20 protein-coding genes, 1 tRNA gene and 2 riboswitches are annotated in these 23,560 nt (G+C 63.8%); of the genes, 10 read left to right on the forward strand and 11 right to left on the reverse strand.

The window, feature by feature from the left end; genetic code table 11:
- Positions 1–40: 40 nt before the first annotated feature.
- Together gcvT and PAN31108_RS11140 are read right to left on the reverse strand one after the other, a co-directional pair.
- The gene (gene gcvT, locus PAN31108_RS11135; protein WP_150668918.1) at positions 41–1,147 is read right to left on the reverse strand and encodes a glycine cleavage system aminomethyltransferase GcvT; all 1,107 of its coding nucleotides are present in this window, start codon (positions 1,145–1,147) and stop codon (positions 41–43) included.
- A gap of 181 nt (positions 1,148–1,328) precedes the next feature.
- Positions 1,329–1,441: riboswitch (glycine riboswitch) on the reverse strand.
- Between the two features lie 8 nt (positions 1,442–1,449).
- Positions 1,450–1,546, reverse strand: a riboswitch (glycine riboswitch).
- A 79-nt stretch (positions 1,547–1,625) separates the two neighbouring features.
- The gene (locus tag PAN31108_RS11140; RefSeq protein WP_150668919.1) at positions 1,626–2,504 is read right to left on the reverse strand and encodes a hypothetical protein; all 879 of its coding nucleotides are present in this window, start codon (positions 2,502–2,504) and stop codon (positions 1,626–1,628) included.
- A 467-nt stretch (positions 2,505–2,971) separates the two neighbouring features.
- On the opposite strand from PAN31108_RS11140, the gene PAN31108_RS11145 reads away from it, so the two are divergent.
- Together PAN31108_RS11145 and PAN31108_RS11150 are read left to right on the forward strand one after the other, a co-directional pair.
- Positions 2,972–5,080 (forward strand): UvrD-helicase domain-containing protein, encoded by a 2,109-nt coding sequence (locus PAN31108_RS11145; RefSeq protein WP_150668920.1) that lies wholly within the window; start codon positions 2,972–2,974, stop codon positions 5,078–5,080.
- A gap of 510 nt (positions 5,081–5,590) precedes the next feature.
- Positions 5,591–6,367: a metallophosphoesterase gene (locus PAN31108_RS11150; RefSeq protein WP_150668921.1), complete on the forward strand. Its 777-nt coding sequence runs from the start codon at positions 5,591–5,593 to the stop codon at positions 6,365–6,367.
- Positions 6,368–6,479: 112 nt separating this feature from the next.
- On the opposite strand, the gene PAN31108_RS11155 is transcribed toward PAN31108_RS11150, so the two are convergent.
- Entirely contained in the window at positions 6,480–7,373 is an 894-nt protein-coding gene (locus PAN31108_RS11155; protein ID WP_150668922.1) for a c-type cytochrome, read from the reverse strand.
- A 393-nt stretch (positions 7,374–7,766) separates the two neighbouring features.
- On the opposite strand from PAN31108_RS11155, the gene PAN31108_RS11160 reads away from it, so the two are divergent.
- Positions 7,767–7,842 (forward strand) — tRNA-Arg (locus PAN31108_RS11160).
- A gap of 188 nt (positions 7,843–8,030) precedes the next feature.
- Here PAN31108_RS11160 and PAN31108_RS11165 read toward each other — a convergent pair.
- The 3 genes from PAN31108_RS11165 to PAN31108_RS11175 form a co-directional block, all read right to left on the reverse strand.
- Positions 8,031–8,711 carry a hypothetical protein gene (locus PAN31108_RS11165; protein ID WP_150668923.1) on the reverse strand — a complete coding sequence of 227 codons (681 nt, stop codon included), beginning with the start codon at positions 8,709–8,711 and terminating at the stop codon, positions 8,031–8,033.
- 85 nt (positions 8,712–8,796) lie between these two features.
- Complete coding sequence (locus PAN31108_RS11170) at positions 8,797–9,861, reverse strand: hypothetical protein (protein WP_150668924.1); 1,065 nt, start codon at positions 9,859–9,861, stop codon at positions 8,797–8,799.
- A gap of 99 nt (positions 9,862–9,960) precedes the next feature.
- The gene (locus tag PAN31108_RS11175) at positions 9,961–11,277 is read right to left on the reverse strand and encodes a tyrosine-type recombinase/integrase (protein ID WP_150668925.1); all 1,317 of its coding nucleotides are present in this window, start codon (positions 11,275–11,277) and stop codon (positions 9,961–9,963) included.
- Between the two features lie 521 nt (positions 11,278–11,798).
- On the opposite strand from PAN31108_RS11175, the gene PAN31108_RS11180 reads away from it, so the two are divergent.
- A complete protein-coding gene (locus PAN31108_RS11180) occupies positions 11,799–13,031 on the forward strand; it encodes a hypothetical protein (RefSeq protein WP_150668926.1) in 1,233 nt (410 codons plus the stop codon).
- Here the strand turns inward: PAN31108_RS11180 and PAN31108_RS11185 are convergent.
- Together PAN31108_RS11185 and PAN31108_RS11190 are read right to left on the reverse strand one after the other, a co-directional pair.
- Complete coding sequence (locus PAN31108_RS11185; protein WP_150668927.1) at positions 12,931–13,464, reverse strand: hypothetical protein; 534 nt, start codon at positions 13,462–13,464, stop codon at positions 12,931–12,933. The two genes, PAN31108_RS11180 and PAN31108_RS11185, sit on opposite strands and share 101 nt — an antisense overlap.
- Entirely contained in the window at positions 13,464–14,201 is a 738-nt protein-coding gene (locus PAN31108_RS11190; RefSeq protein ID WP_174994932.1) for a flagellar basal body L-ring protein FlgH, read from the reverse strand. Before PAN31108_RS11190 ends, PAN31108_RS11185 begins: the two co-directional genes overlap by 1 nt.
- Before the next feature lie 338 nt (positions 14,202–14,539).
- On the opposite strand from PAN31108_RS11190, the gene PAN31108_RS11195 reads away from it, so the two are divergent.
- The 4 genes from PAN31108_RS11195 (at position 14,540) to PAN31108_RS11210 (ending at position 18,094) form a co-directional block, all read left to right on the forward strand.
- The gene (locus tag PAN31108_RS11195; RefSeq protein ID WP_246183891.1) at positions 14,540–15,643 is read left to right on the forward strand and encodes an ATP-binding protein; all 1,104 of its coding nucleotides are present in this window, start codon (positions 14,540–14,542) and stop codon (positions 15,641–15,643) included.
- A 128-nt stretch (positions 15,644–15,771) separates the two neighbouring features.
- Complete coding sequence (locus tag PAN31108_RS11200) at positions 15,772–16,626, forward strand: response regulator (RefSeq protein WP_246183899.1); 855 nt, start codon at positions 15,772–15,774, stop codon at positions 16,624–16,626.
- Positions 16,627–16,668: 42 nt separating this feature from the next.
- Positions 16,669–17,085, forward strand: a complete 417-nt coding sequence (locus tag PAN31108_RS11205) for a hypothetical protein (protein WP_150668930.1) — start codon at positions 16,669–16,671, stop codon at positions 17,083–17,085.
- A gap of 406 nt (positions 17,086–17,491) precedes the next feature.
- Entirely contained in the window at positions 17,492–18,094 is a 603-nt protein-coding gene (locus tag PAN31108_RS11210) for a BPSL1445 family SYLF domain-containing lipoprotein (RefSeq protein ID WP_150668931.1), read from the forward strand.
- Positions 18,095–18,195: 101 nt separating this feature from the next.
- Here PAN31108_RS11210 and PAN31108_RS11215 read toward each other — a convergent pair whose 3' ends face one another.
- The 3 genes from PAN31108_RS11215 to PAN31108_RS11225 form a co-directional block, all read right to left on the reverse strand.
- Entirely contained in the window at positions 18,196–19,074 is an 879-nt protein-coding gene (locus PAN31108_RS11215; RefSeq protein ID WP_150668932.1) for an ABC transporter permease, read from the reverse strand.
- A gap of 11 nt (positions 19,075–19,085) precedes the next feature.
- A complete protein-coding gene (locus tag PAN31108_RS11220) occupies positions 19,086–19,928 on the reverse strand; it encodes an ABC transporter ATP-binding protein (RefSeq protein WP_246183892.1) in 843 nt (280 codons plus the stop codon).
- 186 nt (positions 19,929–20,114) lie between these two features.
- Entirely contained in the window at positions 20,115–21,155 is a 1,041-nt protein-coding gene (locus PAN31108_RS11225) for an ABC transporter substrate-binding protein (protein ID WP_370819624.1), read from the reverse strand.
- Between the two features lie 269 nt (positions 21,156–21,424).
- Between PAN31108_RS11225 and PAN31108_RS11230 the strand changes: the two genes are divergently transcribed.
- Positions 21,425–22,096, forward strand: a complete 672-nt coding sequence (locus PAN31108_RS11230) for a response regulator (protein WP_150668933.1) — start codon at positions 21,425–21,427, stop codon at positions 22,094–22,096.
- Positions 22,089–23,528, forward strand: coding sequence for a sensor histidine kinase (locus PAN31108_RS11235; protein ID WP_246183893.1), 1,440 nt, complete (start codon positions 22,089–22,091; stop codon positions 23,526–23,528). Before PAN31108_RS11230 ends, PAN31108_RS11235 begins: the two co-directional genes overlap by 8 nt.
- The last annotated feature ends 32 nt before the right edge of the window (positions 23,529–23,560 follow it).

Genomic DNA, 23,560 nt, shown 5'->3' on the forward strand with positions numbered 1-23,560 from the left:
GGTTTTCGGTCGTTCGTGTCGCCGCACCGTGGCGCCGATCTCAGGCCACCACGGCCTTGCCGTGACGCACGAACGGTAATTTGACCACACGTGCGGGCAATTGCTTGTCACGAATTTGCACGTGGACGGTCGCGCCGTCCGGCACGCCCTTCGGCAGACGGGCGAAAGCGATCGACTGCTGGAGGCTCGGGCTGAACGTGCCGCTGGTGATTTCACCGTCGCCCGCGTCCGTCACCACGACCTGATGCGCGCGCAGCACGCCCCCCTTGCCGTCGAGCACAAGACCCGCGAAGCGCCACGTCTGGCCGCGCGTGAGTAGCGAATCCTTGCCGACGAACGTACGGTCGCTCTCCTTCTCGACGGTCCAGCCGAGACCGGCGTCGAGCGGCGACACGTCGTCGTCCATGTCCTGACCGTAGAGGTTCATGCCGGCTTCCAGGCGCAGCGTATCGCGCGCGCCCAGACCGGCCGGACGCACGCCCGCTGCGACCAGCGCCTTCCACAGCGCCGCCACGTGATCGGCGCTCACGACGACTTCGAAGCCGTCTTCGCCCGTGTAGCCGGTGCGCGCGATCATCAGCTCACCGAAGGCGGTGTCTTTGGCGAACGCGGCGTTGAACGGCTTGAGGGCTTCGCTCGCGGCCTGGCTGCCCGGCACGGCCTGCCAGACTTTGGCGCGCGCGTTCGGCCCCTGCACGGCCACGATCGACAGATCGCGGCGCGGGGTGATCGTCAGGCTGTAGTCGCCGTGCGCGTTGAGCTGACCGATCCACGCGAGATCCTTGTCGGCCGTACCGGCGTTCACGACGATGCGGAACCAGTCTTCGGCGATGAAGTAGATGATGAGGTCGTCGATCACGCCGCCGCTCGGGTTGAGCATGCAGGTGTAGAGCGCCTTGCCCGGGGTTTGCAGCTTGTCGACGTTATTGGCGACGGCGAAGCGCAGGAATTCGCGGCAGCTCGGGCCGTGCAGGTCGACCACGCACATGTGCGAGACGTCGAACATGCCGGCGTCGGTGCGAACGGCGTTGTGCTCTTCGATCTGGGAGCCGTAGTTCACGGGCATGTCCCAGCCGCCGAAATCGACCATGCGGGCACCGGCGGCGCGGTGCGTATCGTTAAGCGGAGTGCGTTTGAGTTCGGTCATCGGGGCATCTGGCCGTCAGGCGTCAAGGTTCATGAGTTCCGGAAGCGGCCGCCTCGCGAGATGCACGCGATGCGCAACGTCCGAAAATGCAAAAAGGGGTCATCTCGACGACCGGCACTTGGCGCAGACTTCCTTTGCGGCACGTGCTTGTGCACTTGCCCTGCGCAATGCCAGTTGGCGAGATGACCCCTCTGTCCTTGGTACCTGAGAGATTGCCCGGTACGTACTGACCGGCCCCTTCGGTGGGTTGCCCGCGTATCTCGTACGCCGCAACCGCTCTCCAGAGATCGAAGGCGATGCCTTCGGCGCGGCCGGTCCCTGATGCCTGAGAGTTTGTGGGTATTACCCCTTCGGCGGCGCCGGTATGTGCTTCCCGGCGCGCTCTCCCGACCACGCTCGCGCACTTTACGGGGAAAGCCGGGGGCTGTCAATTTGACGTAAATACAGCCCGATTTTCCAAATATTTTCCGTCAAGCCGTCAGCGCGCCTGACCGGGATTTTCGCCCGTCGGGCAGCCATCCTTGCCCCAACGCCCATTGCACACGGCCCAGATACAGCGCTGCTTTGGTATCACTTCGAACCAGCGATAGCGTTCGCATTGGGCAAGTGCGGCGGCGATCGCCGTAGCAGCCGACGCAGCGGACGCGGCCGGCGCGATCGCCGGTGGCTGCGCCTCGGTCGCGGCCGTCGGGCCGGGGTCGCTGCCGTCGTAATGCGCGGGCAAATCGGCGTTGGCGGTGGGACGCGCCGAACCGTTGCCCACGCCCGGGCCGTCGCGTCGGTCGAGCAACTGCATCATCTCGTCGGGCGCACGCTTCGTCGCGGCCGGCGGCGGTGGTGGCGGTGGTGGCGGCAGCGGCGGCGCCGCTGCGGTCAATGCCGCCGTCGCGGCAGATGCGGTCAATGGCGGGGGACTGGTCACGCTGACCGTGGCGGCAATCTCGGCGGCCGCGCCGGATGCGGCGGCGTCCACAGCCGCCAGCGCTTGCGCCCGCGCCATCGCGGTGGACGCTTCGCTTGCCGACGCGCCCTGCGGCGTGGCAACCGGGGCGTTGTTGCCGACATTGAACGGCGTGACGGCCAGTCCGCCGGGCGGCTTGGGAACGGGGTCGACGTAGGGGGCGCGCAGATTCCACCAGATGCCGAGCAGCGCAATGGCGGCGAAGACCGCCGTCCCGATGACGAGTGCGCTATTGAGCCAGCCGGGTTCCCCGTCGCGCTCGCGCCGCGAACGCTGCCGGGCCGGAGATGGCGTGACCGGTCCGGGCACGGCGGGGGCATCTTGCGCTGCCGGGACTGCTGCCGCAGTTGGCGCGGCGGCCGGATCGGCATCCCGGAAACCGGGCTCGGCGTCCAAGAGTGTTGCGCCGCACTTCACACAGTGCAGTGCACGCGTCGCATTGTTCGTCCCGCAGGTTGGGCATTGCACGGCGACCTCACCACGATGGCAACGTTTTTCATTATAGGCACCCGGTCCATGCCGACGCCAGCCAGTCCCGTGACCTTCGCGGCGCTGCGTCGCGTCCGCCCCACAGTGGATACCGGGGGCACTGCGAACATCGCACGCCTTGGCAACGCCCTTGGCGTGTCACTGGGGCGTGTCGTCTGCGTGATAGACTTGCCCACCACCCGGCGCATGCCTCGTCGATGATCCGCAGGGCATCCGCCCGCGATCCGCTGCCAGAGGCCTCGCGGCCCCACCGAATCGTCACACCACCGAACCGCAGGACGTTCGAGCGGCAGCCGAATCGCGGCCTCTCCGGCAGGCGTGCCGCGCGCGTCCATGGCTTTTGTCGTCACCCTTCGTCCCCATCGCGTCACACCATGTCGTCCTTTCCGCTCAATCCTGCCCAGAACGAAGCCACGCACTATTTCGACGGCCCCTGTCTCGTGCTGGCCGGCGCAGGCAGCGGCAAAACGCGCGTGATCACGCAGAAGATCGCCTGGCTCATCGAAGCGAAAGGGTTCGAACCGAAGCACATCGCGGCCGTGACCTTCACCAACAAAGCCGCCGCCGAAATGCGCGAGCGCGTGGCCAAGCAGCTCGAAGGCAAGACGCTCACCACGCCGGGCAAACAAGGCCGCAAGGTCCCCGTCAATCAGCTCACGATCTGCACCTTCCACTCGCTCGGCGTGCAGATTCTGCGGCGCGAAGCCGAGAACGTCGGCCTCAAGCCGCAGTTCTCGATCCTCGACGCCGACGACTGCTTCGGTCTGATTCAGGAGCAACTCGGCACGACCGACAAGGCGATGATTCGCGGCGTGCAGACAGCCATCTCGCTCTGGAAGAACGGGCTCGTCACACCGGAAGTCGCGCTGGCCGCCGCCGAGACGGCCGACGAACATCAGGCCGCCCTCGTCTACCGCAATTACATGGCGACGTTGCAGGCCTACCAGGCCGTCGATTTCGACGACCTGATCCGTCTGCCCGCCGAGCTGTTCGAGCGCGACGAAGACGTGCGCGATCGCTGGCAGAACAAGCTGCGCTACCTGCTCATCGACGAGTATCAGGACACCAACACGTGTCAGTACCTGCTGCTCAAACTGCTGGCAGGCCCGCGCGCCGCGTTCACCGCCGTGGGCGACGACGATCAGGCGATCTACGGCTGGCGCGGTGCCACGCTGGAAAACCTCAAGCAGTTGCAGGTCGACTTCCCGACGCTCAAGGTCATCAAACTCGAACAGAACTACCGTTCGACGTCGCGCATTCTGACGGCGGCGAACAATGTGATCGCGAAGAATCCGAAAATCTTCGAGAAGAAACTGTGGAGCGAGCACGGTCTGGGCGATCCGATCACCGTCACGGCGATGAACGACGAAGAGCATGAAGCGGAGTCGGTCGTCTTCCGTCTGTCGGCCCATAAGTTCGAGCGACGTGCGGAATTTCGCGATTACGCCATCCTCTATCGCGGCAACCATCAGGCGCGCATTTTCGAGCAGGTGTTGCGCCGTGAGCGCATTCCGTACGTGCTCTCGGGCGGCCAGTCGTTCTTCGACAAGGCCGAAATCAAGGATCTGTGCGCGTATCTGCGTCTGCTCGCCAATCCTGACGACGATCCCGCATTCATCCGCGCCGTGACCACGCCACGGCGCGGCGTCGGCAGCACCACGCTCGAAGTCCTGGGCAGCTTCGCGGGACAAGCCAAGGTGTCGCTGTTCGAGGCCGTCTATATGGGGGCGGTCGAAGCGCGTTTGCCGGCGCGTCAGCTCGACCCGCTGCGCGCGTTCTGCGACTTCATCCAGCGCATTGCGGCGCGTGCGGCGCGCGACCCGGCCAACGAAGTCATCGACGATCTGATGGAAGGCATCCACTACGAGGCCTATCTGTACGACACGTTCGACGAGCGTCAGGCACAGTCGCGCTGGACCACCGTGCTCGAATTCCTCGAGTGGATGAAGCGCAAGGGCACGCGCAGCGAGACGTCGGCCACCGCCGAGGGTCTCGACTCGCTCGACGCGCCGGACGACGACGCCAAAAGCCTGATGGAACTCACCCAGACCATCGCCCTGATGTCGATGCTCGAGGGCCGCGACGGCGACGATCCCGACGCGGTGCGCCTGTCGACGCTGCACGCGTCGAAGGGGCTGGAATATCCGCACGTGTTCCTCGTTGGGGTGGAGGAAGGCATCCTGCCGCACCTTCGCGAAGACGAGGAAGTCACCGCCGAGAAAATCGAGGAAGAACGCCGGCTGATGTACGTCGGCATTACGCGCGCGCAACGCACGCTGCAACTGTCGTGGTGCAAGAAGCGCAAACGCGCCCGCGAGACATACTCGTGCGAAGTGTCACGGTTCGTGCCCGAGATGCAACTCGACGAAGCGCCGCCCCCGCCCCCCGAAGACGCCCCCATGTCGCCCAAGGACCGCCTCGCCAGCCTGAAAGCCATGCTCTCCGGCGGCGCGAGCAAGTCACCCTCGTCCTCAGGCGCCTAAGTCCACAATTCACACCGCACGCCGCAAACGAATAGCCCCCGCGTACGGGGGCTGGTCTGAGGAACGGCGACGTCCTTACCGGGGCTGTCGGCGGCGGCAGGCGCGCCGTGAAGCCAATGCTGGCTTGCTGCTGGAACCGCTACTTGCCACTACCCGAAGACGTCTGGCCACATGCGGCAGCCGGGCTCGACGCCACGACGACTCCCGCAAGACCGGTCAAACAAAGCAGGACTGCAACCAACAGTTTTCGCATAGGCTCGCCTCCTCTTGTCGGATGAAACTCAGGTGAAGTTTCACTATAGGAGCGCATTCTTTCGAAGACAAAGATATCTTGACCATCGGCGCGGCGCGGGCGATAGTCGGTAAAAAACGGGCGAAACATTACGCGAATTGCGTTGATTTCGGTCCAATGCCCACACCTTCCCGCCGCGTCCGGCGTACTTCGCGACCGACGCGCATCGCGGCGACGCGTGTGCGGCCCCCATCCCCAAGCGTTGTGGAGCGTGGTGCGTGAGACTGCATATCCTGTCCGACCTGCATTTGTCCGTGGCCCCGCTGGCCATTCCCGAGGTCGATGCCGACGTGTCGATTCTCGCCGGCGACATCAGCCGTCCGGCGCAAGCCATCGAGTGGGCAAAGCAACTGCCGCGCCCGGTCGTCTACATTCCCGGCAACCACGAGTTCTATGGCGCGACGCTTGCCGGCACGCTCGCCGAATTGCGACGTCTGGCCGCCGGCAGCAACGTGCATGTGCTCGACCGTGGCACGTTGACGATCGACGGCGTGCGTTTCGTGGGCACGACATTGTGGTCCGATTTCGCGCTGTACGATGCGCAGGGCAAACATGGCGCCGTGATCGAGGAGTCGCAGAAATTCGTGCGCGACTTCACGCGGATTCGCGTCGGCGACCCGGCCGCCCCGTGGTCCGACCTGCCGTTCTTCACACCGGACGATTGCGCGGCGCTGTGTCGCGAGAACATCGCCTGGCTCACCCGCACGCTGGCCGTGCCGCACGACGGCCCGACGGTGGTTGTCACGCACCACGCACCGACGCCGCAGAGCATTCATCCCCGCTTTGCGGGATCGCTCGTCAATCCGGCGTTCATTTCGGATTTGACCTCGCTCATCGACCAGTCCGATGCCGCGCTGTGGGTCCACGGCCATACGCACGATTCGTTCGATTACCGCGTCGGTCGCACCCGGGTGCTGTGCAATCCGCGCGGCTATTGCTTTGAGGGACGCATCGAGAATCCCGCGTTCGATCCGCAGATGATCGTGCGGGTATGAGGTTTAGCGCACGTGGAGCGCCGGCCCACGTCGGCAAACGTGGAAACAACAATCCCCGCCTTGGCGGGGATTGTTATTGCGATAACGCTTGCGGGGGCGACCGCCGCAACGCTTATTTGGCCGCGTTCACCATATAGTCGACGGCGGCCTTGACGTCGTCGTCGGACGCGCCCGCCGCGCCGCCCTTCGGCGGCATGGCGTTCAGGCCCTTGATGGCGGCGGTATGCAGCGTATCGATGCCCGTGGCGATACGCGGCGCCCAGGCGGCCTTGTCGCCGAACTTCGGCGCGTTCAGCACGCCACTGGCGTGACAGGCCATACACACGGTGTCGTAGAGCTTCTTGCCCGCGTCGAGATTGCCTCCGGCGCTGGCCGCCGCCGGAGCGGCGGTCTTGAGCGACGCCATTGCCGCAGCGGCGGCAGCGGCGCTGCCCGCGTCCGCGCCCGAAGCGGCAGCAGCGCCGGAGGCCGGTGCGGCGGCGCCAGCGGCGGGCTGTGCAGGCTGCGCGGGTTCCGGCAACTTGCCGCCCGAAGCGTTCGCCATGTAGACGATGGCGCGGCCGATCTCGTAGTCGGTCACGTCGTCGGGGCTGGTGCCACCGCGGGCGGGCATCGCGCCCTTACCGGCCAGCGCGATCTTGAGCATTTCGTCGTAACCGGGCTTGATGCGCGGCGCCCAATCCTCGCTGGCGCCGACTTTCGGCGCGCCCGCCGTCCCGGCGGCGTGACAGGCCGCGCAAACGGCTTTGTAGAGTTGTTCGCCGGTCTGGTAGACGCGCGGTGCGCTGGCGTCCTTGATCTCGACATGCGCCACGGGCGCAATGCGCTCGGCGATGGCTTTTTCGGTCATGGCGGAACTGCCGGCGCCGGTCAGGGCGTTGTTGCCCACGTAATTGACCAGCAGAACGATGACGACGATAGGGACGAGAAAACCGGCAATGACTGCGGCGATGAGCTGCTTGGGTGTTTTGATCAGGGACTCGTGCTCGTTATGTGCTTCACTCATGCGGGATCTCTCAATAGTTTTTGTGGAAACCGAGTGCATCACACCGGATAGCTCGCATCGGAAGCTGGCACCATCCAGTCAAAATAACGAACCATTGTAGCAACAAACCCTTGGCCGATGACACGCTGAGGCGGTGCGCAGACGCCGCAAAAGTCCCGTATTTTCCCTAACTTACGCGAAAGCCAAAGCAGTGTTCCGCGTGCTTCGTGCGCAAAGTGCGGCCGCATTGCATGCACAGCAAAACCGCGCGCGACGGGCTTCCGACAGCGAATTGCCGCATTGTGAGGCAGGGGAATGCACGGGGCATGGACGTCAAGCGGCAAAACCGCTATGCTTCTACCTCTTTGCTTGCCGGTACGCGCGCTCGCGCATTCCTCACCGGCGATCAGCACAGCGCCCGTAGCTCAGGGGATAGAGTATCGGCCTCCGAAGCCGAGGGTCACTGGTTCGATTCCAGTCGGGCGCACCATTATTTTCAATGGGTTAGGTTGCAGGGTCGTTACGATTGTCCAATGAGTAATGCCAGATGTAACCCGCTTGTAACCCGATTCTCACCAAAGCATGAAAGGGGATTCGGCGCTCCCGGGTGGCGCTATACGCTAGCACTCAGGAGCAGACCGGCCCACAGCCCTTGCATAACACTTGCATGTTTTCGGGCTAGGTCACGCAACCGTCGATGAGTTTGTCAACAACCGCCCGCCCAATTCTCGGACAATCGGGCGCAGTGTCGCGCTTCCCTCGCTCGTATTCCGCGCGGAGGCGCTCGTGGAATGCATCAGCGAAGAATCCCCACGCATAGAAGCCCAATATTCCGCCTTCGTGGTCGTCCATATCTTGCTTAAGGTCGTCCCAATCCTGGCCAGCGTGATCGATCCTTGGCGATAACCCATGAAGGAACTCGCTACCTCGCCGTGCAACGGCGTGAAGGCTCAATCCGTGCCCGTCGGGTTCGTGTATTTTCACAACGTCGAGTAGTTGCTTGTGCATGAGGTTGGTCGGCCTATATGGTCCAGAGCCCACCAAAAGCTCCCCAAGAAGTTGGAACGACGCAATATTCGCAATGGTGAAGCAATAGGGCGCCATCCCTTCACGGGGATCCTGCCATAAAAACGCAAACCCATGGCTTTTCAGCGCATTTCCTTGGCTCGCCATGACCATACCCGCTGCGCGCATACTCGCGACATGGCGATCTAGCCCCCGCCGCTCGTGGTCGTACAGGCTAAGACATAGACCACCAATCGCGTCAGATGGGAAATTGCTCGAAGATTCTTCCGGGAAAAATCGATTGATTTCCACGATCCTGAGCTTGCGTTTCCCCTTTTTCCTGATGGGCTCCAAGCATATGACCGTTCGGCCCTGCCACAGTATTTCGTTTCGAACAAAATGTTTGAGCAGCGTGGGCCACTCCGCCGATATCAGCACGCTAACAACGTCCCCGTCCGCAAGAAACGGCAGATAGCTCCGGATACCCTCTCAGGCTATCCCGGCATCCGGCGGCGGTGTCGCGATCATAAAGCTCGTCGGCAATCATTCTCGCGGACGACTGCCAGCCTCCATCGTTGCTGGACGGCATAACCGTTCCCTCCGAGATACCTGCTGATCTCGAGAGATGCCGCTTACCTGTGATGCTGTACTCAGGCATATCCGCGACAAGTCGCTCACCTACCGCCCACGATAACCAGGGGATATCGATACCCTTCCTCGATGCCCATTCAAGGTAGTAGGCCGGAGCGTTACGGGCGGCATGATTGCCGCTATTCCAAATCCTCTGCACGCTAGACAGCCGTCCAGATAGCTCCAATAGATCGGATGACGTGACAGAGAGTTCGTCGGCAAAAAGCGTTCGCCCAGGCTCACCGCTGAGAATATCTTTGATTACGTTAGCGTTGCGCCAGCCATTCAAGTCAACGAGCGAACCATCTAGGTGTCTAGCACTTACAATCCGCGTCGAATCGGCGCCCTCCGCTTCAGCAACGCAAAAATCATGCTCTGGGTCTATTCCAACCAACAGCCTTAAAGCATCATCAACGGACCACGTATCGAACCGGAACCACTCGAATAGAAGCGCTGGCTGAGAAGCACCATTGTCATGAAGCGCCATAAGCTTTCGCTCAAACTCCTCCACACCAATCCAGCCTGCCGCAGCTTCCTTCAATTCTCGATCGGTGCTCGCATCTAGCGACGCCGTGGACAACATTTCGTCCAACTCCGATGAATGCACCTGTGCGCCATCCGCCTTCGCGGTGGGCTTTCCCGTCGCCGGATCGAACAGAGTGATTTTGCGGGTCGCGACAAGAGCATCAATTTGCTTTGCATAGCGACGTTCTGCTAGAACGCGTGCGGCGTATACCGGAGTGTAGCGACCGGGACCGCCACCTAGCGCCGCCAGTGCAGTCAAGGCAACAGTGGTGGGGGTTCCGTCGCCGAATCTCTTCCGCGCAAGGTACTCCGCAGCACACGCCAGTGGAATCAGCGTATCGTTGTTCATTCGCGCCCTTCAAGCGCCCTTCATTGGGAACCACCGCCAAACCGGTGAAGGTGTCCGGCGTTTCGCCCGCTAAAGCTAGGCGGTGGTAAATCGATAGGGTTACTTCACCACTTGCAGCGGTGGTTTGTCGGCAATGGCGGTGTCGAACTCAATGCCGGCCTGCTCCAGCATCCACGCCTCAACCTTGTCATGCCACATTCTGAGAAGATCAAGCGGGCGCCGGCGGTAATGCTTCTCTGCAAGCGCGCTAGGTTTGTGCCCTTGAATTTGGGCCACCACGCCCACCGGAACCTCACACCACTCAGAAAGCGTCCCGAAGGAGCGGCGCAGGCCATGCAGGGAAACGTGGGGCAGGCCGGCAATAGCCAAAGCCTTCGTATGGGCAATTCGCGGTTCTGTCAGCTTCCCGTCGGCAGCCAACGGGCTGGAGAACACCCATTCATTCCGACGTGGCAGCGCCGCCAGCAGTGTCGACAGGTAGGGGGAGAGCGGTATTGTTCGGCCAGCCTCCTCGACCTTGTCCGACAATTGCACGCTGCGCCATTGAAAATCAACATCAACCCAGCGAAGCGCCGCCAGTTCCTCGCGGCGCGCGCCTGTGATGAGTAATCCTTGGAGGTATGCCGATATCACTCGGTTCGGCATTGCTCGAACGGCGCGAAACCACGGCGCCAGTTGTTCGCGTTGTAAGCAATCGTTTTCTTTCGCGCGCTGCTTGGGTATGGAGCCCTTCACAGCTTCATCACTGCAACAATCGGGTTGCACGATGACGCCATAGTGCTGCGACTTCGCGCACCAGTTGACGAAGGTACGGAATTTCCGAAATGCATTTACCGCTACGGTTTCTCGTGTCTCACGCTCACTGCGCACCCACTCCCGCACGGCTGCCGCGTCGATGGACGCGAGCGGGCAAGCCAATAGAGGTGCCAACGGCCCCGCTTTCGTGAGTCCCTTCCCGCGCTTCTTTGATTCTCCACCCGGGGCAGCGGCGTTCACATGATCTAGCCGATGACGGTCACTCCATTGCTCGTGAGGCTCCGCCATGTAGGCATTCCAGGCAACACGGGCCACGAGTGTGCCGCGCTCCTCTGACCGGCGACGTTCCTCAATCGCCTTTTTTCTCGCCTCCATCGTTTCCGACTTTTCAACGCGCGGATCAATACCAGCGGTGACGAGTCGCTGCATTCGACGGGCCTCATCCTGAGCTTGTTCAATGGTAACGCTGCGCGGATCTCCCAGCGTGAGCCGCAAGGTTCGCCCGTGTAGCTTGCCTTGAAAGACATACGTCTTCGCACCGGCTGGCGTCGTCCGTAGTCCCAGGCCTGGAGCGCGGGAGTCCCACAAAAACGACTGCGCCTTATCGCTGGGGCAGCTATGTCCCTCGATACGCGCCGCCGTGAAATTGATTTTTGCCAAAATCCGCTCTCACTCGGGAATCGGGTCACATGGCCACTTGTAACCCCTATGTAACCCGATTATGTGAAAACAGATCAATTTTGGTCAACAGGAAGGCCGAAGGTCAATGGGATTTTCTCCTTATTTTTCAATGAATCTCCGGATTACATGAGCATACATCAATGCCTGGAAACACCGTTTTTCCCGGCCTCCGAAGCCGAGGGTCACTGGTTCGATTCCAGTCGGGCGCGCCAATCGTTTCAATGGGTTACGAACCGTCGCTTTCAGCGTTTCGCATGCCGTCGTATCCTCCCGCCCCTTTTCCTTTTCCGTTGGTGGCTTAGTTGGTGGCTTAGTGGGCGGCGTCGTTACTGGCGTCATTGCCGACGTAAAGACCGGGATTGGGCGAATCTCGAAGGCCGCCCGATGCCTTCGCGTGCCACGATCCGGTATCCGGTCGATGGCCCGGACGGCGGTCCCGCTCGCCGCGATTCGGCGATGACAACGCACAGCGCGCCATCCGCTGCAAGGTGACGTCGCACATGAACACTTTTCCGAGCGCCCAGCCCCTCTGGCGCCCCTTCCTGCCGGAATCGTCCACCGACGCCTCGCCGCAACCTGCGTCCCTCGCTTCCGAGACCGACATCGGCACGCCCGGCCCTTCCCACGGGTTGGAGGATTTTGCGCGAACCCTGACGGCAGCCCGGCCCGCTCTCGGCACGCCTCCCTTCGGAAGCTCATTTGCCGACGCCGCATATGCGCCGCCTGAAAGTGCACATGGTTGTTTCACTGCGCTCGCCGCGCCGTCGATCGACGCGGAGCCCGCCATCGGGGAGGGAACCGACCTGCCCGAGCAGACCGCGCGAACGGAGCGAACGGAGCACATTGAGCATAACGACAGGGAAGTCCAGACGATGGGGCTCGCGTGTCCGGACGCGCGCATCGCGCTGTTGATGCGACGTTTGCCCGAGGAATCCAGAATCCGATGCGCCAGACGTCTGCACGAGCAGTTTCCGTGGCTCGACATCGACGACATCGCCGACGTGTCGGGGGCGTCCCGCTCCCACATCAGGGCCGCATTGGCGCGCCAACGGCTCACGTCGGACATGGCGTACGTCCTGCTGCAATCCCCGCCGGCGCCTCGGGAGTCGGGCAGAAAGTACGCAGCGCGCCTGCGCGCCGAGCGTCCCACCCTCACGGACGAACAAATCGAACTGCTCTCGACCGCGCGCTCCCCCAACATCCGGCCGCAAGGGCCTGGCGCGCTCCCGCGCGACTTGCAACATGTCGCGCAAAGCACGCCGCAGAGCATCGACGAGCCTTCGCTTCATTACGCGCGCCGTCTGCACACGGTCCACGCCGGACTCACGCCGATTCAACTCTCTCAGCTCTCCGGCGCCCACGTGTCGAACATTCGCGCCGATCCGGCGTTCTGCACGTTGACACCCGAGCTGGAAAGCGTGCGCGCCCGGCTTCGCCGCGAACCCAACGAAAACCGAACCGCGTACGCGCGGCGCGTGTACGCGGCATTCCCGCATCTTTCACGGGAAGATCTCTCCCTAGTGTCCGGCGTCACGCAAGTGCATCTGGATCAGTATGTGCTTCACCCTGAACGACGCCTGGCCATGGCCGGACGGCCGACGGGGACGCCGTACGCCGACCACGGCGCGGTGCTCAGAACACCACCAGCCGATCCACGAGCTGCGCCATCCGCGAGTTCGATGCCGACCATGACTCCACCGTCGAGGAGCGCCCATCGAAATACACCGTATTGATGACGGAGCCGTTCTGACTCAAGGTCAGCGTCGCATACGCCAGGTATTCGCTCGGCGCATTCCCCCACAGCGAATTGCGCCACGCGCGGCGCACCGAGTAATTGAGCACGACGCAGCCCGTCGGCCAGGTGCCGGGGCTGTAGATGGTGCTCACGATGCCGTAAGCCCGCAGTCGCGCCTGAATCGCGGGTAACAAATCGGAGATCCCGTCCGACGACAGCTCGATGCACATGGCGTGCGAGAGCAGTTCCGGCGCGGCCGACTCGGTCGGCGGCGACACCGACGGCAATTGGTCCGAGAGCACCACGCCCGTCGACACCATCGTGGCGGCGACCTGCGCGGCGATCACCGGCGCAGGCGTGGCGAAAAGGCATCCGCCCAGGGTCGCGCTGGCCGCAGCCGCCAGCGCCAGCACCATCGCGAGGCGCTTCATCAGAACGGCGATACGTCGAGCAGAATCGATTGCAGCCAGCCGCCGCTGCTGCCGTTGGCGACTTGGCCCTCGTCCACGCGCGCCACCTTGGCCTGTCCGACCTTGCTCGACGCCACCACGTTGGAGGGCGAGATATCGAACTTGTTGACCACGCCGGTAAAGCGGAACGTCTCCATATTGCGCCCCTGCATGACCTGCTTTTCGCCACCGACCACGTAGGCCCCATTGGGCAGCACCTCCACAATTGCCACCGCAATCGTGCCGGTGAGTACCGAACTCGACGTGTCCGTACCGTTGCCCTTGAAGCTGCTGGCCTGCTGGCCGATATTGAACCAGCGCTCGAGCACCGAGTCGGCGCCGTCAGCCTTGGCGCTCTTGGCCGTCGCGCTGGCGTTTCGTGTGGTGTCGCTCTGCGATTTGCTGGTGCCCGACGAGGTCTCCGAGACGGCGATCGTCAGCAAGTCGCCCACACGATGCGCGACGGGCGTCTCGAACCAGTTCGTCGCCGTGGTCGGCTGATAGATGGAACCCGCCGTCTGGACATTCGCGACACGCGGCATCGGCATGACGGCCATCGGCGTTGCCGTGACCTGCGTGCTGGCACACCCGGCGAGCATTCCGCCCGCGCCGAGGAGCGTCAGGAGGGCCGCCGCAGCGGCAAACCTGCGCCGCGTGAAATGAACCACGCGCGGGAAGACGCGCGCTAACGTGCGCGATAGCATCGACAGTTTCGACATGGTGAGGCGCCCCCGCGCCGGCCCCGGATGCCGCATCCGGATATCTTTCGAAAGAGATGAACGTGTGTCGGCCCTTACGTCCCGAGAAGTCCCGAGAAGCCCGTACGTACCGTGAAGCCGGCATGGCGGCCAGCGTCTTCACCGATAGTAAGAAGGGGGCGTGCAGCCACTGCGCACAAATAGAGGAAAATTTGTGGAGGCACGACGCGCCGCGCTCCGAAGCTGAGAGAATGGCGCGCCGACCTTGGCAGGGGCGCTCGTGAATGCCCGGCCGGCATGTCTTTCCTTTCGTTACACGGCAGTGCCCGGCATTGCCTTCAGCGAGACTGATCAAGCGCATGAACTCAGGCATCACCCGCAAGCTGTTCCTCGCGATCTTCGCGACGGGACTGGTCACGATGGCGGCCACGACGGTCGTCGTGCGCTCTGCCATGACCGGCCACGGCTGGCTGCGCGGCGACAACCTGATGTACCTGACGATTCTCGGCGTCGCGCTGCTCGGCGCCATCGCCCTGCGCGTGGCGCAACGTCTGCTCGTGCCCGTCACCCCATTGCTGGAAGCCACGCACCGCATGGCGATGGGTGATTACAGCGTGCGTGCGCCCACGGCCGGGGCGGACGAACTCGCCCGGCTGGCCGTCGATCTGAACCGCCTGGCCGACACGCTCGCCCGCAACGATCAGTTGCGTCGCAACCTGCTCGCCGACATCTCCCACGAACTGCGCACGCCGCTCTCCATATTGCGCGGCGAGATCGAAGCGATGGAGGACGGCGTACGCCCGCTCACGCAGGACGCCCTCGCCTCGTTGCGTGTCGAAATCTCTCAACTGTCCAAGCTGATCGACGATCTCTACGAGTTGTCGCTCTCGGATGTCGGCGCCCTCACCTATGAGTTTGCCCCGGTGGATATGACGGAGCGCGTGGCGACCTCGGTGGCGGCATTCCGCGACTGGTTCGAAGCCAAGGGCATTGCGCTGGACGTGCATCTGCCCGACGACACGCTCATCGTCGACGGCGATCTGCACCGCCTCACGCAACTCATCGGCAATCTATTTGAGAATTCGTTGCGTTATACCGACGGTGGCGGCGCGGTGCGTGTCTATTTGTCGTCGGCGCAGGCACAGTTGCATCTCGAGATCGAAGACTCCGCACCCGGTGTGCCCGACGAAGCCCTGCCGCGCCTGTTCGAGCGACTCTTCCGCGTGGAAGTGTCGCGCAGCCGCCGCAGTGGGGGCGCCGGCCTGGGACTTGCCTTGTGCAAACACATTGTCGAAGCGCACGGCGGGCAGATCGTCGCACGGCATTCGCCACTGGGCGGCCTGGCACTGTCGATCACGCTGCCGCGTCACAACGACGTCGCCATTGCCACGACATCATCGGCCTGCGCACTGGGCGCGGCCTCGACCTGTTTCGGTACCCAAGCCCTGACGACCCTGAGTTGAGCCTGCCCTTTATGCACACGCACTCGTCGATCCCCTTGCAGAGTCTTACGCCCGTTCCCTCCCCGGCCGCGTCTTCGCCGATCGCCCCGTCGATTCCGTCAATGGGCGGCCAATCCATCGGCCAGACCATGGGCCCGTCGATCGCGTCGACGCCACCCGCAACGTCGCTCGCCGACAGCGCCCCGATCCTGATCGTCGAGGACGAACCGAAGCTCGCCGCGCTGCTCGCCGAGTATCTGCGTGTGGCGGGCATGCCGTGCCGTATTCTCACGGACGGCCGCGACGTGCTGCCCGCCGTGCGCGTGACCGAACCGCGTCTGGTGCTGCTCGACCTGATGCTGCCCGGCATGGACGGCCTGGAAGTGTGCCGCGCCGTGCGTGAAATCTCCGAAGTGCCCATCGTGATGCTGACCGCGCGCGCCGCGGAGACGGATCGTCTGCTGGGCCTCGAACTCGGCGCCGACGACTACATCTGCAAACCGTTCAGTCCGCGCGAAGTCGTCGCGCGCGTCAAGGCGATCCTGCGCCGCGTTCGCGGCACCGCCGGCCCTGCCGGCACGGCCGCCAACGCGATGACCGTCGCCCCGCCGACGCCTGCCCTGGTGATCGACGCCGTGCGTCATCACGCCAAACTCGACGGCCACGAGTTGCCGCTCACGCCGGTCGAGCTGCGCCTGCTCGCCACGCTGGCCAGTCATCCGGACAAGACGTTCCCGCGCGCGCACCTGCTCGATCGCATGTACGACGATCACCGCGTGGTCGCGGATCGCACCGTCGACAGTCACATCAAGAACCTGCGACGCAAACTGCAGGCAATCCGCCCGGACGAGGAAATCGTGCGCTCGATCTACGGCGTAGGCTACCGGCTGGAATTGCGCACGGATCGTCCGGGGACATCGCAGGCGTCGCCGGCATCGCTCATCCCCGTGGCGCGGCAAGGCGTCGCGACTATCGACAATCCGGCGGCGGCGATGCCAGAATAGGCGCTCCCGCGCCATCGCGGGGATCCATTGAGGAGAATGTCGATGCCACGCCGCACCGCCACGCTGTCCCCGATGTCCCCGAGTCGCATCACGCGGCTCATATGCTTCAAATCTCTGCGCAACGCCGCCGTCGCGAGCGCCCTGCTCGGCGCAAGCGGCTTTGCCATGTCGCAAACCCCCGTGTGCTTCGACAGCGTCGGTCGTGCGCTGCCGCCCGAGCAATGCTCTCAGGCCGCGCGCGATCAGGCCGCTGCCCAGCAAGCGAGCGCGGGCACCGCAGAGCCCTCGAAACGCGAGCATTGCAAGGCGCTCGCCGACAAAATCGCCAACACCCCCGACAAGCCCGTCTACACGCGCGATCAACGCGTCGATTCGCCCGCAGGCAATCGCGTCGACATTCCTACACGCACCAATCCGCGCAAAGCGCTCAAGGAGCAATACATGCGCGAGTGCACGTAGGAGGATGCCTACAAATTAACAGAAGTTAGCAACACGTTGACGAAACTTATCGCGCTATTTTCTTGACAATCGCCATAGAGACCGCATAATCGACGTCACGCCGATGCAATGTCGTCCGAGCCCGCGATCCCACAGGATCGCGAATCGGATGACACGCTACGCTCTCTGGCCGGTCGACTTTGAAGTCGTCGCACACGTCACACGCACACGTCCCATCGGAGCGCCTCGACTTCGTTCCTTGACCCCGGCATCCGTCGGATGCCGAACGACCGTCCTCATCATCCGCTTCACCGCCGTTGGGCGCCGCCTCGTCAGAGGCGATCTCATCGGTCTGACGTTTTATCCGCATCCACGCCGTGTCGCCGCAACACCGCTGCGCCCGGCACACGCTTTCCGGAGGGAGAAAATGCAAAAACGCGAATTCCTGATGAAAACTTCCGTCGCTGTCGCCGCTGCCGCCTTCGCACTCGCCGGCTGCACAACGACCACTCCGTCGCAAGCCGACAAGAGCGACAACTCGGCCGGCGCGAACGCCAACAAGCGCCGCGAGATCGATGCTGCGGTGAACGGCGCGCTCGACAAGATGTATGCGTCCGTGAAGGGCTCGCGCGAACTGGTCAGCAAGGCCCGTGGCGTGCTCGTGTTCCCGTCCGTGCTGCAAGCCGGCTTCGTCGTGGGGGGCGAGTACGGCGAAGGCGCGTTGCGCGTCGGCGGCGCCACGCAGGGTTATTACAACACCGTGACCGCTTCGTTCGGGTTGCAGATCGGTGCGCAATCGAAGGCGGTCGTCTTCCTGTTCATGACGCAGGACGCTCTCGACAAATTCCAGCGTACGGACGGCTGGACCGCCGGGGCCGACGCTTCCGTGGCCGTGGTCAAGATCGGTGCGAACGGCGCTGTCGACCTGAACACCGCCACCTCGCCGGTCGAAGTGATCGTGATGACCAACGCCGGCCTCATGGCCAACCTGAACATCGAAGGCACGAAGGTCACGAAGCTCAAGATCTGACTTTGACGCCCGCGCGACACGGTCGTCTCCAAAGGAAACGCGGCGTCACCCGTCTCCCGGGTGGCGCCGCTTTGTCATGGCAGCAAACCTTCGATGCGCGCCTACTCGTTGGCGAACGCGGCCGGACGCCACTTGAGCAAGCGCTTCTCCAGCGACGTCAGCAGCCAGTCCGCCCCGAGCGCCACGACGGCCAGCACGATCATCGCGGCGAACACGCCACTTGCGTTGAATGCGCCCTGCGCAGTCGAGATCAGCAGCCCGATTCCCTGTTTCGAGCCGAGGAATTCGCCGACGACCGCCCCCACCAGCGCGAAGCCGAAGCTCACGTGCAAGCTCGCGAGAATCCACGACAGGGCCGACGGAATCACCACCGACATCGTTACCTGACGGCGCGATGCACCGAGAATCTGCGCGTTAGCGATCATGTAACGGTCCGCCTCACGCACGCCCTGAAAGGCGTTGGCGAACACCACGAAGAACACCATCACGACGGCGAGCGCCACCTTCGACGCCATGCCCAGACCGAACGCGATCACGAAAATCGAGCCGAGCACCACGCGCGGAATCGAGTTGGCGATCTGGATATAGAGACTGAAGACATCGGAGAGCAACTTGTTACGCCCGAGCACGATGCCGCAGATCACGCCGGCCACGCCCCCGATCAGGAAGCCCAGCACCGTCTCTTCGAGCGTGACGAGCACCTGCGTCCACAACGGCCCCTGTGACGTACCCTCCACGCACCAGTCGTAGATCTGCTGAACGATCAGACTCGGCTGCGAGAAAAAGAACGGGTCGATCCAGCCCACGCGCGCGGCCACTTCCCAACCGCCCAGCCCGATCACCAGAATCGCGACACGCAGGAAAACCACCAGCGCCCGACGTTGTTTGATGCGGCGTTGCGCCGCCGCTTCCTCGCGTGCGAGATCGGCGTCGCCGATACCCGTCATGCCCGCCACCACCGCTTGTTCACTCATGTTCATGTCTCCCGTCTTTACCCGATCTTCACTTCTTCACGCAGGTCCGCCCAGATTTCGCGGGAGATGTCGATGAAGCGCTGTTCGTAGCGAATCTCGGACATCACGCGCGGACGCGGCAGATCGATCGTGTACGTGTTCTTCAACGTGGCCGGCCGTGCCGTGAGCACGAACACCCGGTCCGCCAACGCAATCGCCTCTTCGAGATCGTGGGTGACGAACACCACCGAGCCCGAGGTCGACGACCACAGTTGCAGCAACTCGTCCTGCATGAGCGTGCGCGTCTGCATGTCGAGCGCGGAGAACGGTTCGTCCATCAGCAGAATTTCGGGGTTGTTGATGAACGTCTGTGCCAGCGCCACGCGCTTGCGCATCCCGCCCGAGAGTTGATGCGGGTAATGCGCGCCGAATTTGTCGAGCCCCACGCGTTTGATCCATTCGTCCGCCTGTGCGTACGCGGCGTCCTTCGACTGACCGCGAAAGAGCGGGCCGGCGGCTACGTTCTCACGCACGCTGCGCCACGGGAAAACAGCGTCGTTCTGGAAGACGAAGCCGATGCGCGGGTCGATGCCGTTGACCGGCTGGCCCATCACGCGCACGCTGCCGGCGGTAGGCCGCAGCAGGCCGGTGATCATCGACAGCGTGGTCGACTTGCCGCAGCCGGTCGGCCCGACGATGGCGACGAATTCGCCGCGTGCGACCGACATGCTGAAGTTGCGCAGGGCGACGGTGGCCTTGCCGTCCGGCGAGATGAAGCGGCACGACACATTGTCGAACTCGATGGCGGGCGTATCGCGTGACACGCGTGAAGCGGCGCTCTCTGCGCGCGCCGGCGCCGTGGGGGTAATGGTCTGGGTCATGCCCGGCTCCTGGGTGACGTCGGAACGGTTGTTGCGGTTTCTCGAGGCGGCACGGCCCCGCACACCGGACAGTCGTCGGGTGCGGGCAGCGTCGCGTCTTCGGTGGAATAGGGCCGCGCGTCGTGCGGACCGCGCGCCGGTACTACAGGGTCAACTGAGTCAACCTGGTCGGTGGCGTAAGCCGGATCACCTGGCCTGATCGACGAACTCGTTGGTGTACGTTTTCGACAGATCGATGTGCTTGCCCTTGACGTTCGGATTGAACGCGGCGAGCACCTTGAGCACGGTCTCCGGGCCGTCCTTCGGCATGCGGCCGTCCGGCGAGTACATCGGCAGCGAGTTCTGCAACGCCTGCACGTACAGGGCCTTGTTGTTGCCGTAGTAATCCTTCGGCATCTTCTCGGTGATTTCGGCTGCCGAATGCGTATTGATGTACTTGAGCGTCTTCACGAAAGCGCGGGCGAGCTTCGCGGCTTCCGGCTTGTGCTTGTCGAGCCACGCGCGCTGCACGTACAGGCTCGACGCCGGGTACGCGCCGCCGAGCGCGGCGACCGTGCCTTCCATGGTGCGCATGTCGACCAGCACCGCCGCGTCGCCCGTCTTGATCAGTTGCGACGCGGTCGGCTCGGTGGTCATGCCGGCGTCGATACGGTTCTGCTTGATCGCGGCGATGAACGTGTTGTCCGCGCCGACCGGCAACACGGAGTATTGCGCCGAGGTCAGGCCGTGCTTGGCGGCCAGGTATTGCGTGAGGAAGTTCGTCGACGAGCCCAGGCCGGTCACGCCGAGCGTCTTGCCCTTCACGTCGGCCATGCTCTTGATGGTGTCTTTGCTCTTCGCGTTGACCAGTTCCACCTCGCCCGGCACCTGACCGAAGACGACGATCGCCTGGATCTCCTTGCCCTTGCTCTGCAAGTCGATGGCGTGATCGTAGAAGCCGACCACGGCTTGCACGGCGCCCGCGAGCAATTCGTTCTCGGCGTCGACACCGGCGGGCTGCGACAGCAGCTCGACGTTCAGCCCTTCTTCCTTGAAGTAGCCGAGCTGCTCCGCAAGCTTGGCCGGCAGGTAGATCATCTTGGTGATGCCACCCACCATGATCGTGATCTTGCCGCTGTCGGCAGCGAAACCCGGGGCTGCGGCCAGCGCGAGCGACGCGCCGAGCACGGCGGCCAGCAGAGGTTTCACGAAGGCTTTCGGCGCACGCACGCCAAGGCTTGCTCGCATTGTGATGTCTCCATTGTTTTAGGGATAATGGTCCGCGCTGCCGTTTGCGGCGCCGGCCGGCCTGACGTGAGCGATACACGCGGCCCCGGGCAGCGGGCCCGATACCTCGGATGCGGTTTCCCCTGCCTTGTCGCGAATTGTAGAAAGGCGAAGCTTTCATCGAGCTTTCGCGACATGCAGGTTTTCATCCCTCGCTCATGGGTGTTTACCCGCTGTTGGCTCGCCCGCGCTCCCCGGGCAAACTCGCCGGCGCATCCCGCCTTCCCGCCATGAAACTGCTGCTGATCGAAGACAACGAGACTCTGGCCCACTGGCTCGCCCGCATGCTGCGCGACGACAACTTCACCGTCGATGCCGCGCGCGACGGCGACGCCGCCGACCGTCTGCTGCAAACCGAAACGTACGACGTGGTGCTGCTCGATCTCATGCTGCCCAAACTCGGCGGCAAACATGTGCTGCGACGGCTGCGCGAGCGACGCAACAACGTGCCCGTCATCATCCTCACAGCCAGCGGCTCGGTCGACGAGAAGGTCGATTGCCTCGGCGCGGGCGCCGACGACTATCTCGTGAAACCCTTCGAAGTGCGTGAGCTGATTGCGCGCGTGAAAGCGCTTGCACGACGCCATGCGCCCGAGCAGAGCGCCGATCTCGTGTGCGCCGATCTGAGTTATCACGCAGGTACCCGCCAGTTCACGATCGATGGTGCGCCGCTGGCGCTGCCCTCGCGCGAACACGCCGTCCTCGAGATTCTCATGCGCAAACAGGGCAAGACGGTCGCCAAGCGCGCACTCGTCAGCGGCGTGTTCGGTCTGGACGACGAGCCGAGCGCCGACGCCATCGAAATCTACATCCACCGTCTTCGCAAAAAACTCGAATCGAGCCGGGCCGCCATCATGACCCTGCGCGGGCTGGGGTATTTGCTGCGCGAGAAAGATGCTTAGCCTGCGCGTCAGATTGTTGATGTGGCTGATGCTGCCGCTCTCGCTCTACATCGGCGCGAGCGCCTGGCTGGCCTATCGCAGCGCGCACGACACGGCGGAACTCGTGCAGGACCGGGCATTGCTCACCTCCGCTCAGGTGATCGCCGGCGAACTTTCCTGGGTGGACGGGGCGCTGCGCGCGGTCGTGCCGCCGTCGGCGCTGGAGCTGTTTGCGTCGCCGGCACGCGATAGAGTGTTCTATCAGGTCATCACCGAAGACGGCCGGCTGCTGGCCGGACCGCCCGATTTCCCGCATCCGGCGCTGTTTCCGGCCACAGTGCCCACTTATTCGAACGTCACAGTGAATGGAGAAGCGCTGCGCGCGATTAGTTTCGTGCGTACGATGTACGACTCCGGCAAGCCGTATCGGGTCGCGGTGGTCGTGGCGCAGACGATGCATGCGCACGACGAGATGCTGGCGCAGTTGTGGGAGCCGTCGCTGCACCGGCAGATCGCGATGGCTGCGCTGGCCGCGGTGCTGGTGCTCATCGGCCTGACGGTCGAGTTGCACCCGCTGATCCGGCTCAAGGACGAAGTCGCCGGACGCGCGCCACAGGCGTTGGTGCCGATTCGCGCGGGACAGTTGCAGACGGAGTTGCGACCGATCGTCGACGCCATCAACTTGTGCATTCAGCGGCTGTCGGTGCAGGCGCAGCAACAACGACGGTTCGTGGCGGACGCCGCGCATCAGTTACGCACGCCGCTCGCGTTGCTCGATACGCAATTGCAGTTCGCCGCGCAGCTCGACGACCGCGCCGCGCTGGCCGATGTGCTTGCGGCCATGCAGACGAGCAGTCGCGGGCTGGCCGACCTGACGAACAAGTTGTTGCTGCTCTCGCAGGCCGAGGCGGCCGATACCCCGGCGTTCTCGCGCTCGCGCGTGGATCTGGTGGCGGTGGCCGCGAGCGTGCTGGAGGAATTAGTCGCGCTGGCGCAGCGACGCAATATCGACCTCGGGCTGGAGACCGTCGAGGCGCACCTGTGGGTGACGGGCAATGGCGAACTGTTTCATGCGATGGTCATGAATCTTGTCGACAATGCGATCCGCTACATCCACGAGGGTGGACGCGTGACCGTCGCGATCGATCGTCACGACGGCGCCGCCCGCCTGCGCGTCATCGACAACGGGCCCGGCATTCAGGCCGAAGCGCGAGCGCGCGTGTTTGAACGCTTCTACCGCAACGCGCCGCCGGGTCAGCCTGGCACGGGTCTGGGACTGGCCATCGTGAAGGAGATCGTGGCGGCCAGTCATGGCACCGTGGCGCTGGCACCGGGCGAGGGCGAGAGCCCCCCGGGCGGCCCGGGCCTGATCGTCACCGTGACGCTCCCTGCAGATTCGGAGACCGAAAGCAACGTCTCTCGGGGCACGTCGCGAGAAGCAGTTCACCGATGAAGCGCGTGGTATACCCGCGCTCTCGTCTGAAA

It is taken from the genome of Pandoraea anhela (assembly GCF_902459655.1).
GTDB classification, from domain to species: Bacteria; Pseudomonadota; Gammaproteobacteria; order Burkholderiales; family Burkholderiaceae; genus Pandoraea; species Pandoraea anhela.

Coding starts and splice junctions, on each gene's coding strand:
- PAN31108_RS11225 (WP_370819624.1), bottom strand. CDS start 21,155: ATGCGAGCAAGCCTTGGCGTGCGTGCGCCGAAAGCCTTCGTGAAACCT.
- PAN31108_RS11230 (WP_150668933.1), top strand. CDS start 21,425: ATGAAACTGCTGCTGATCGAAGACAACGAGACTCTGGCCCACTGGCTC.
- PAN31108_RS11220 (WP_246183892.1), bottom strand. CDS start 19,928: ATGACCCAGACCATTACCCCCACGGCGCCGGCGCGCGCAGAGAGCGCC.
- PAN31108_RS11180 (WP_150668926.1), top strand. CDS start 11,799: ATGAACACTTTTCCGAGCGCCCAGCCCCTCTGGCGCCCCTTCCTGCCG.
- PAN31108_RS11155 (WP_150668922.1), bottom strand. CDS start 7,373: ATGAGTGAAGCACATAACGAGCACGAGTCCCTGATCAAAACACCCAAG.
- PAN31108_RS11205 (WP_150668930.1), top strand. CDS start 16,669: ATGCCACGCCGCACCGCCACGCTGTCCCCGATGTCCCCGAGTCGCATC.
- PAN31108_RS11145 (WP_150668920.1), top strand. CDS start 2,972: ATGTCGTCCTTTCCGCTCAATCCTGCCCAGAACGAAGCCACGCACTAT.
- PAN31108_RS11185 (WP_150668927.1), bottom strand. CDS start 13,464: ATGAAGCGCCTCGCGATGGTGCTGGCGCTGGCGGCTGCGGCCAGCGCG.
- PAN31108_RS11200 (WP_246183899.1), top strand. CDS start 15,772: ATGGGCCCGTCGATCGCGTCGACGCCACCCGCAACGTCGCTCGCCGAC.
- PAN31108_RS11210 (WP_150668931.1), top strand. CDS start 17,492: ATGCAAAAACGCGAATTCCTGATGAAAACTTCCGTCGCTGTCGCCGCT.
- PAN31108_RS11215 (WP_150668932.1), bottom strand. CDS start 19,074: ATGAACATGAGTGAACAAGCGGTGGTGGCGGGCATGACGGGTATCGGC.
- PAN31108_RS11195 (WP_246183891.1), top strand. CDS start 14,540: ATGAACTCAGGCATCACCCGCAAGCTGTTCCTCGCGATCTTCGCGACG.
- PAN31108_RS11190 (WP_174994932.1), bottom strand. CDS start 14,201: ATGTCGAAACTGTCGATGCTATCGCGCACGTTAGCGCGCGTCTTCCCG.
- PAN31108_RS11235 (WP_246183893.1), top strand. CDS start 22,089: ATGCTTAGCCTGCGCGTCAGATTGTTGATGTGGCTGATGCTGCCGCTC.
- PAN31108_RS11170 (WP_150668924.1), bottom strand. CDS start 9,861: ATGAACAACGATACGCTGATTCCACTGGCGTGTGCTGCGGAGTACCTT.
- gcvT (WP_150668918.1), bottom strand. CDS start 1,147: ATGACCGAACTCAAACGCACTCCGCTTAACGATACGCACCGCGCCGCC.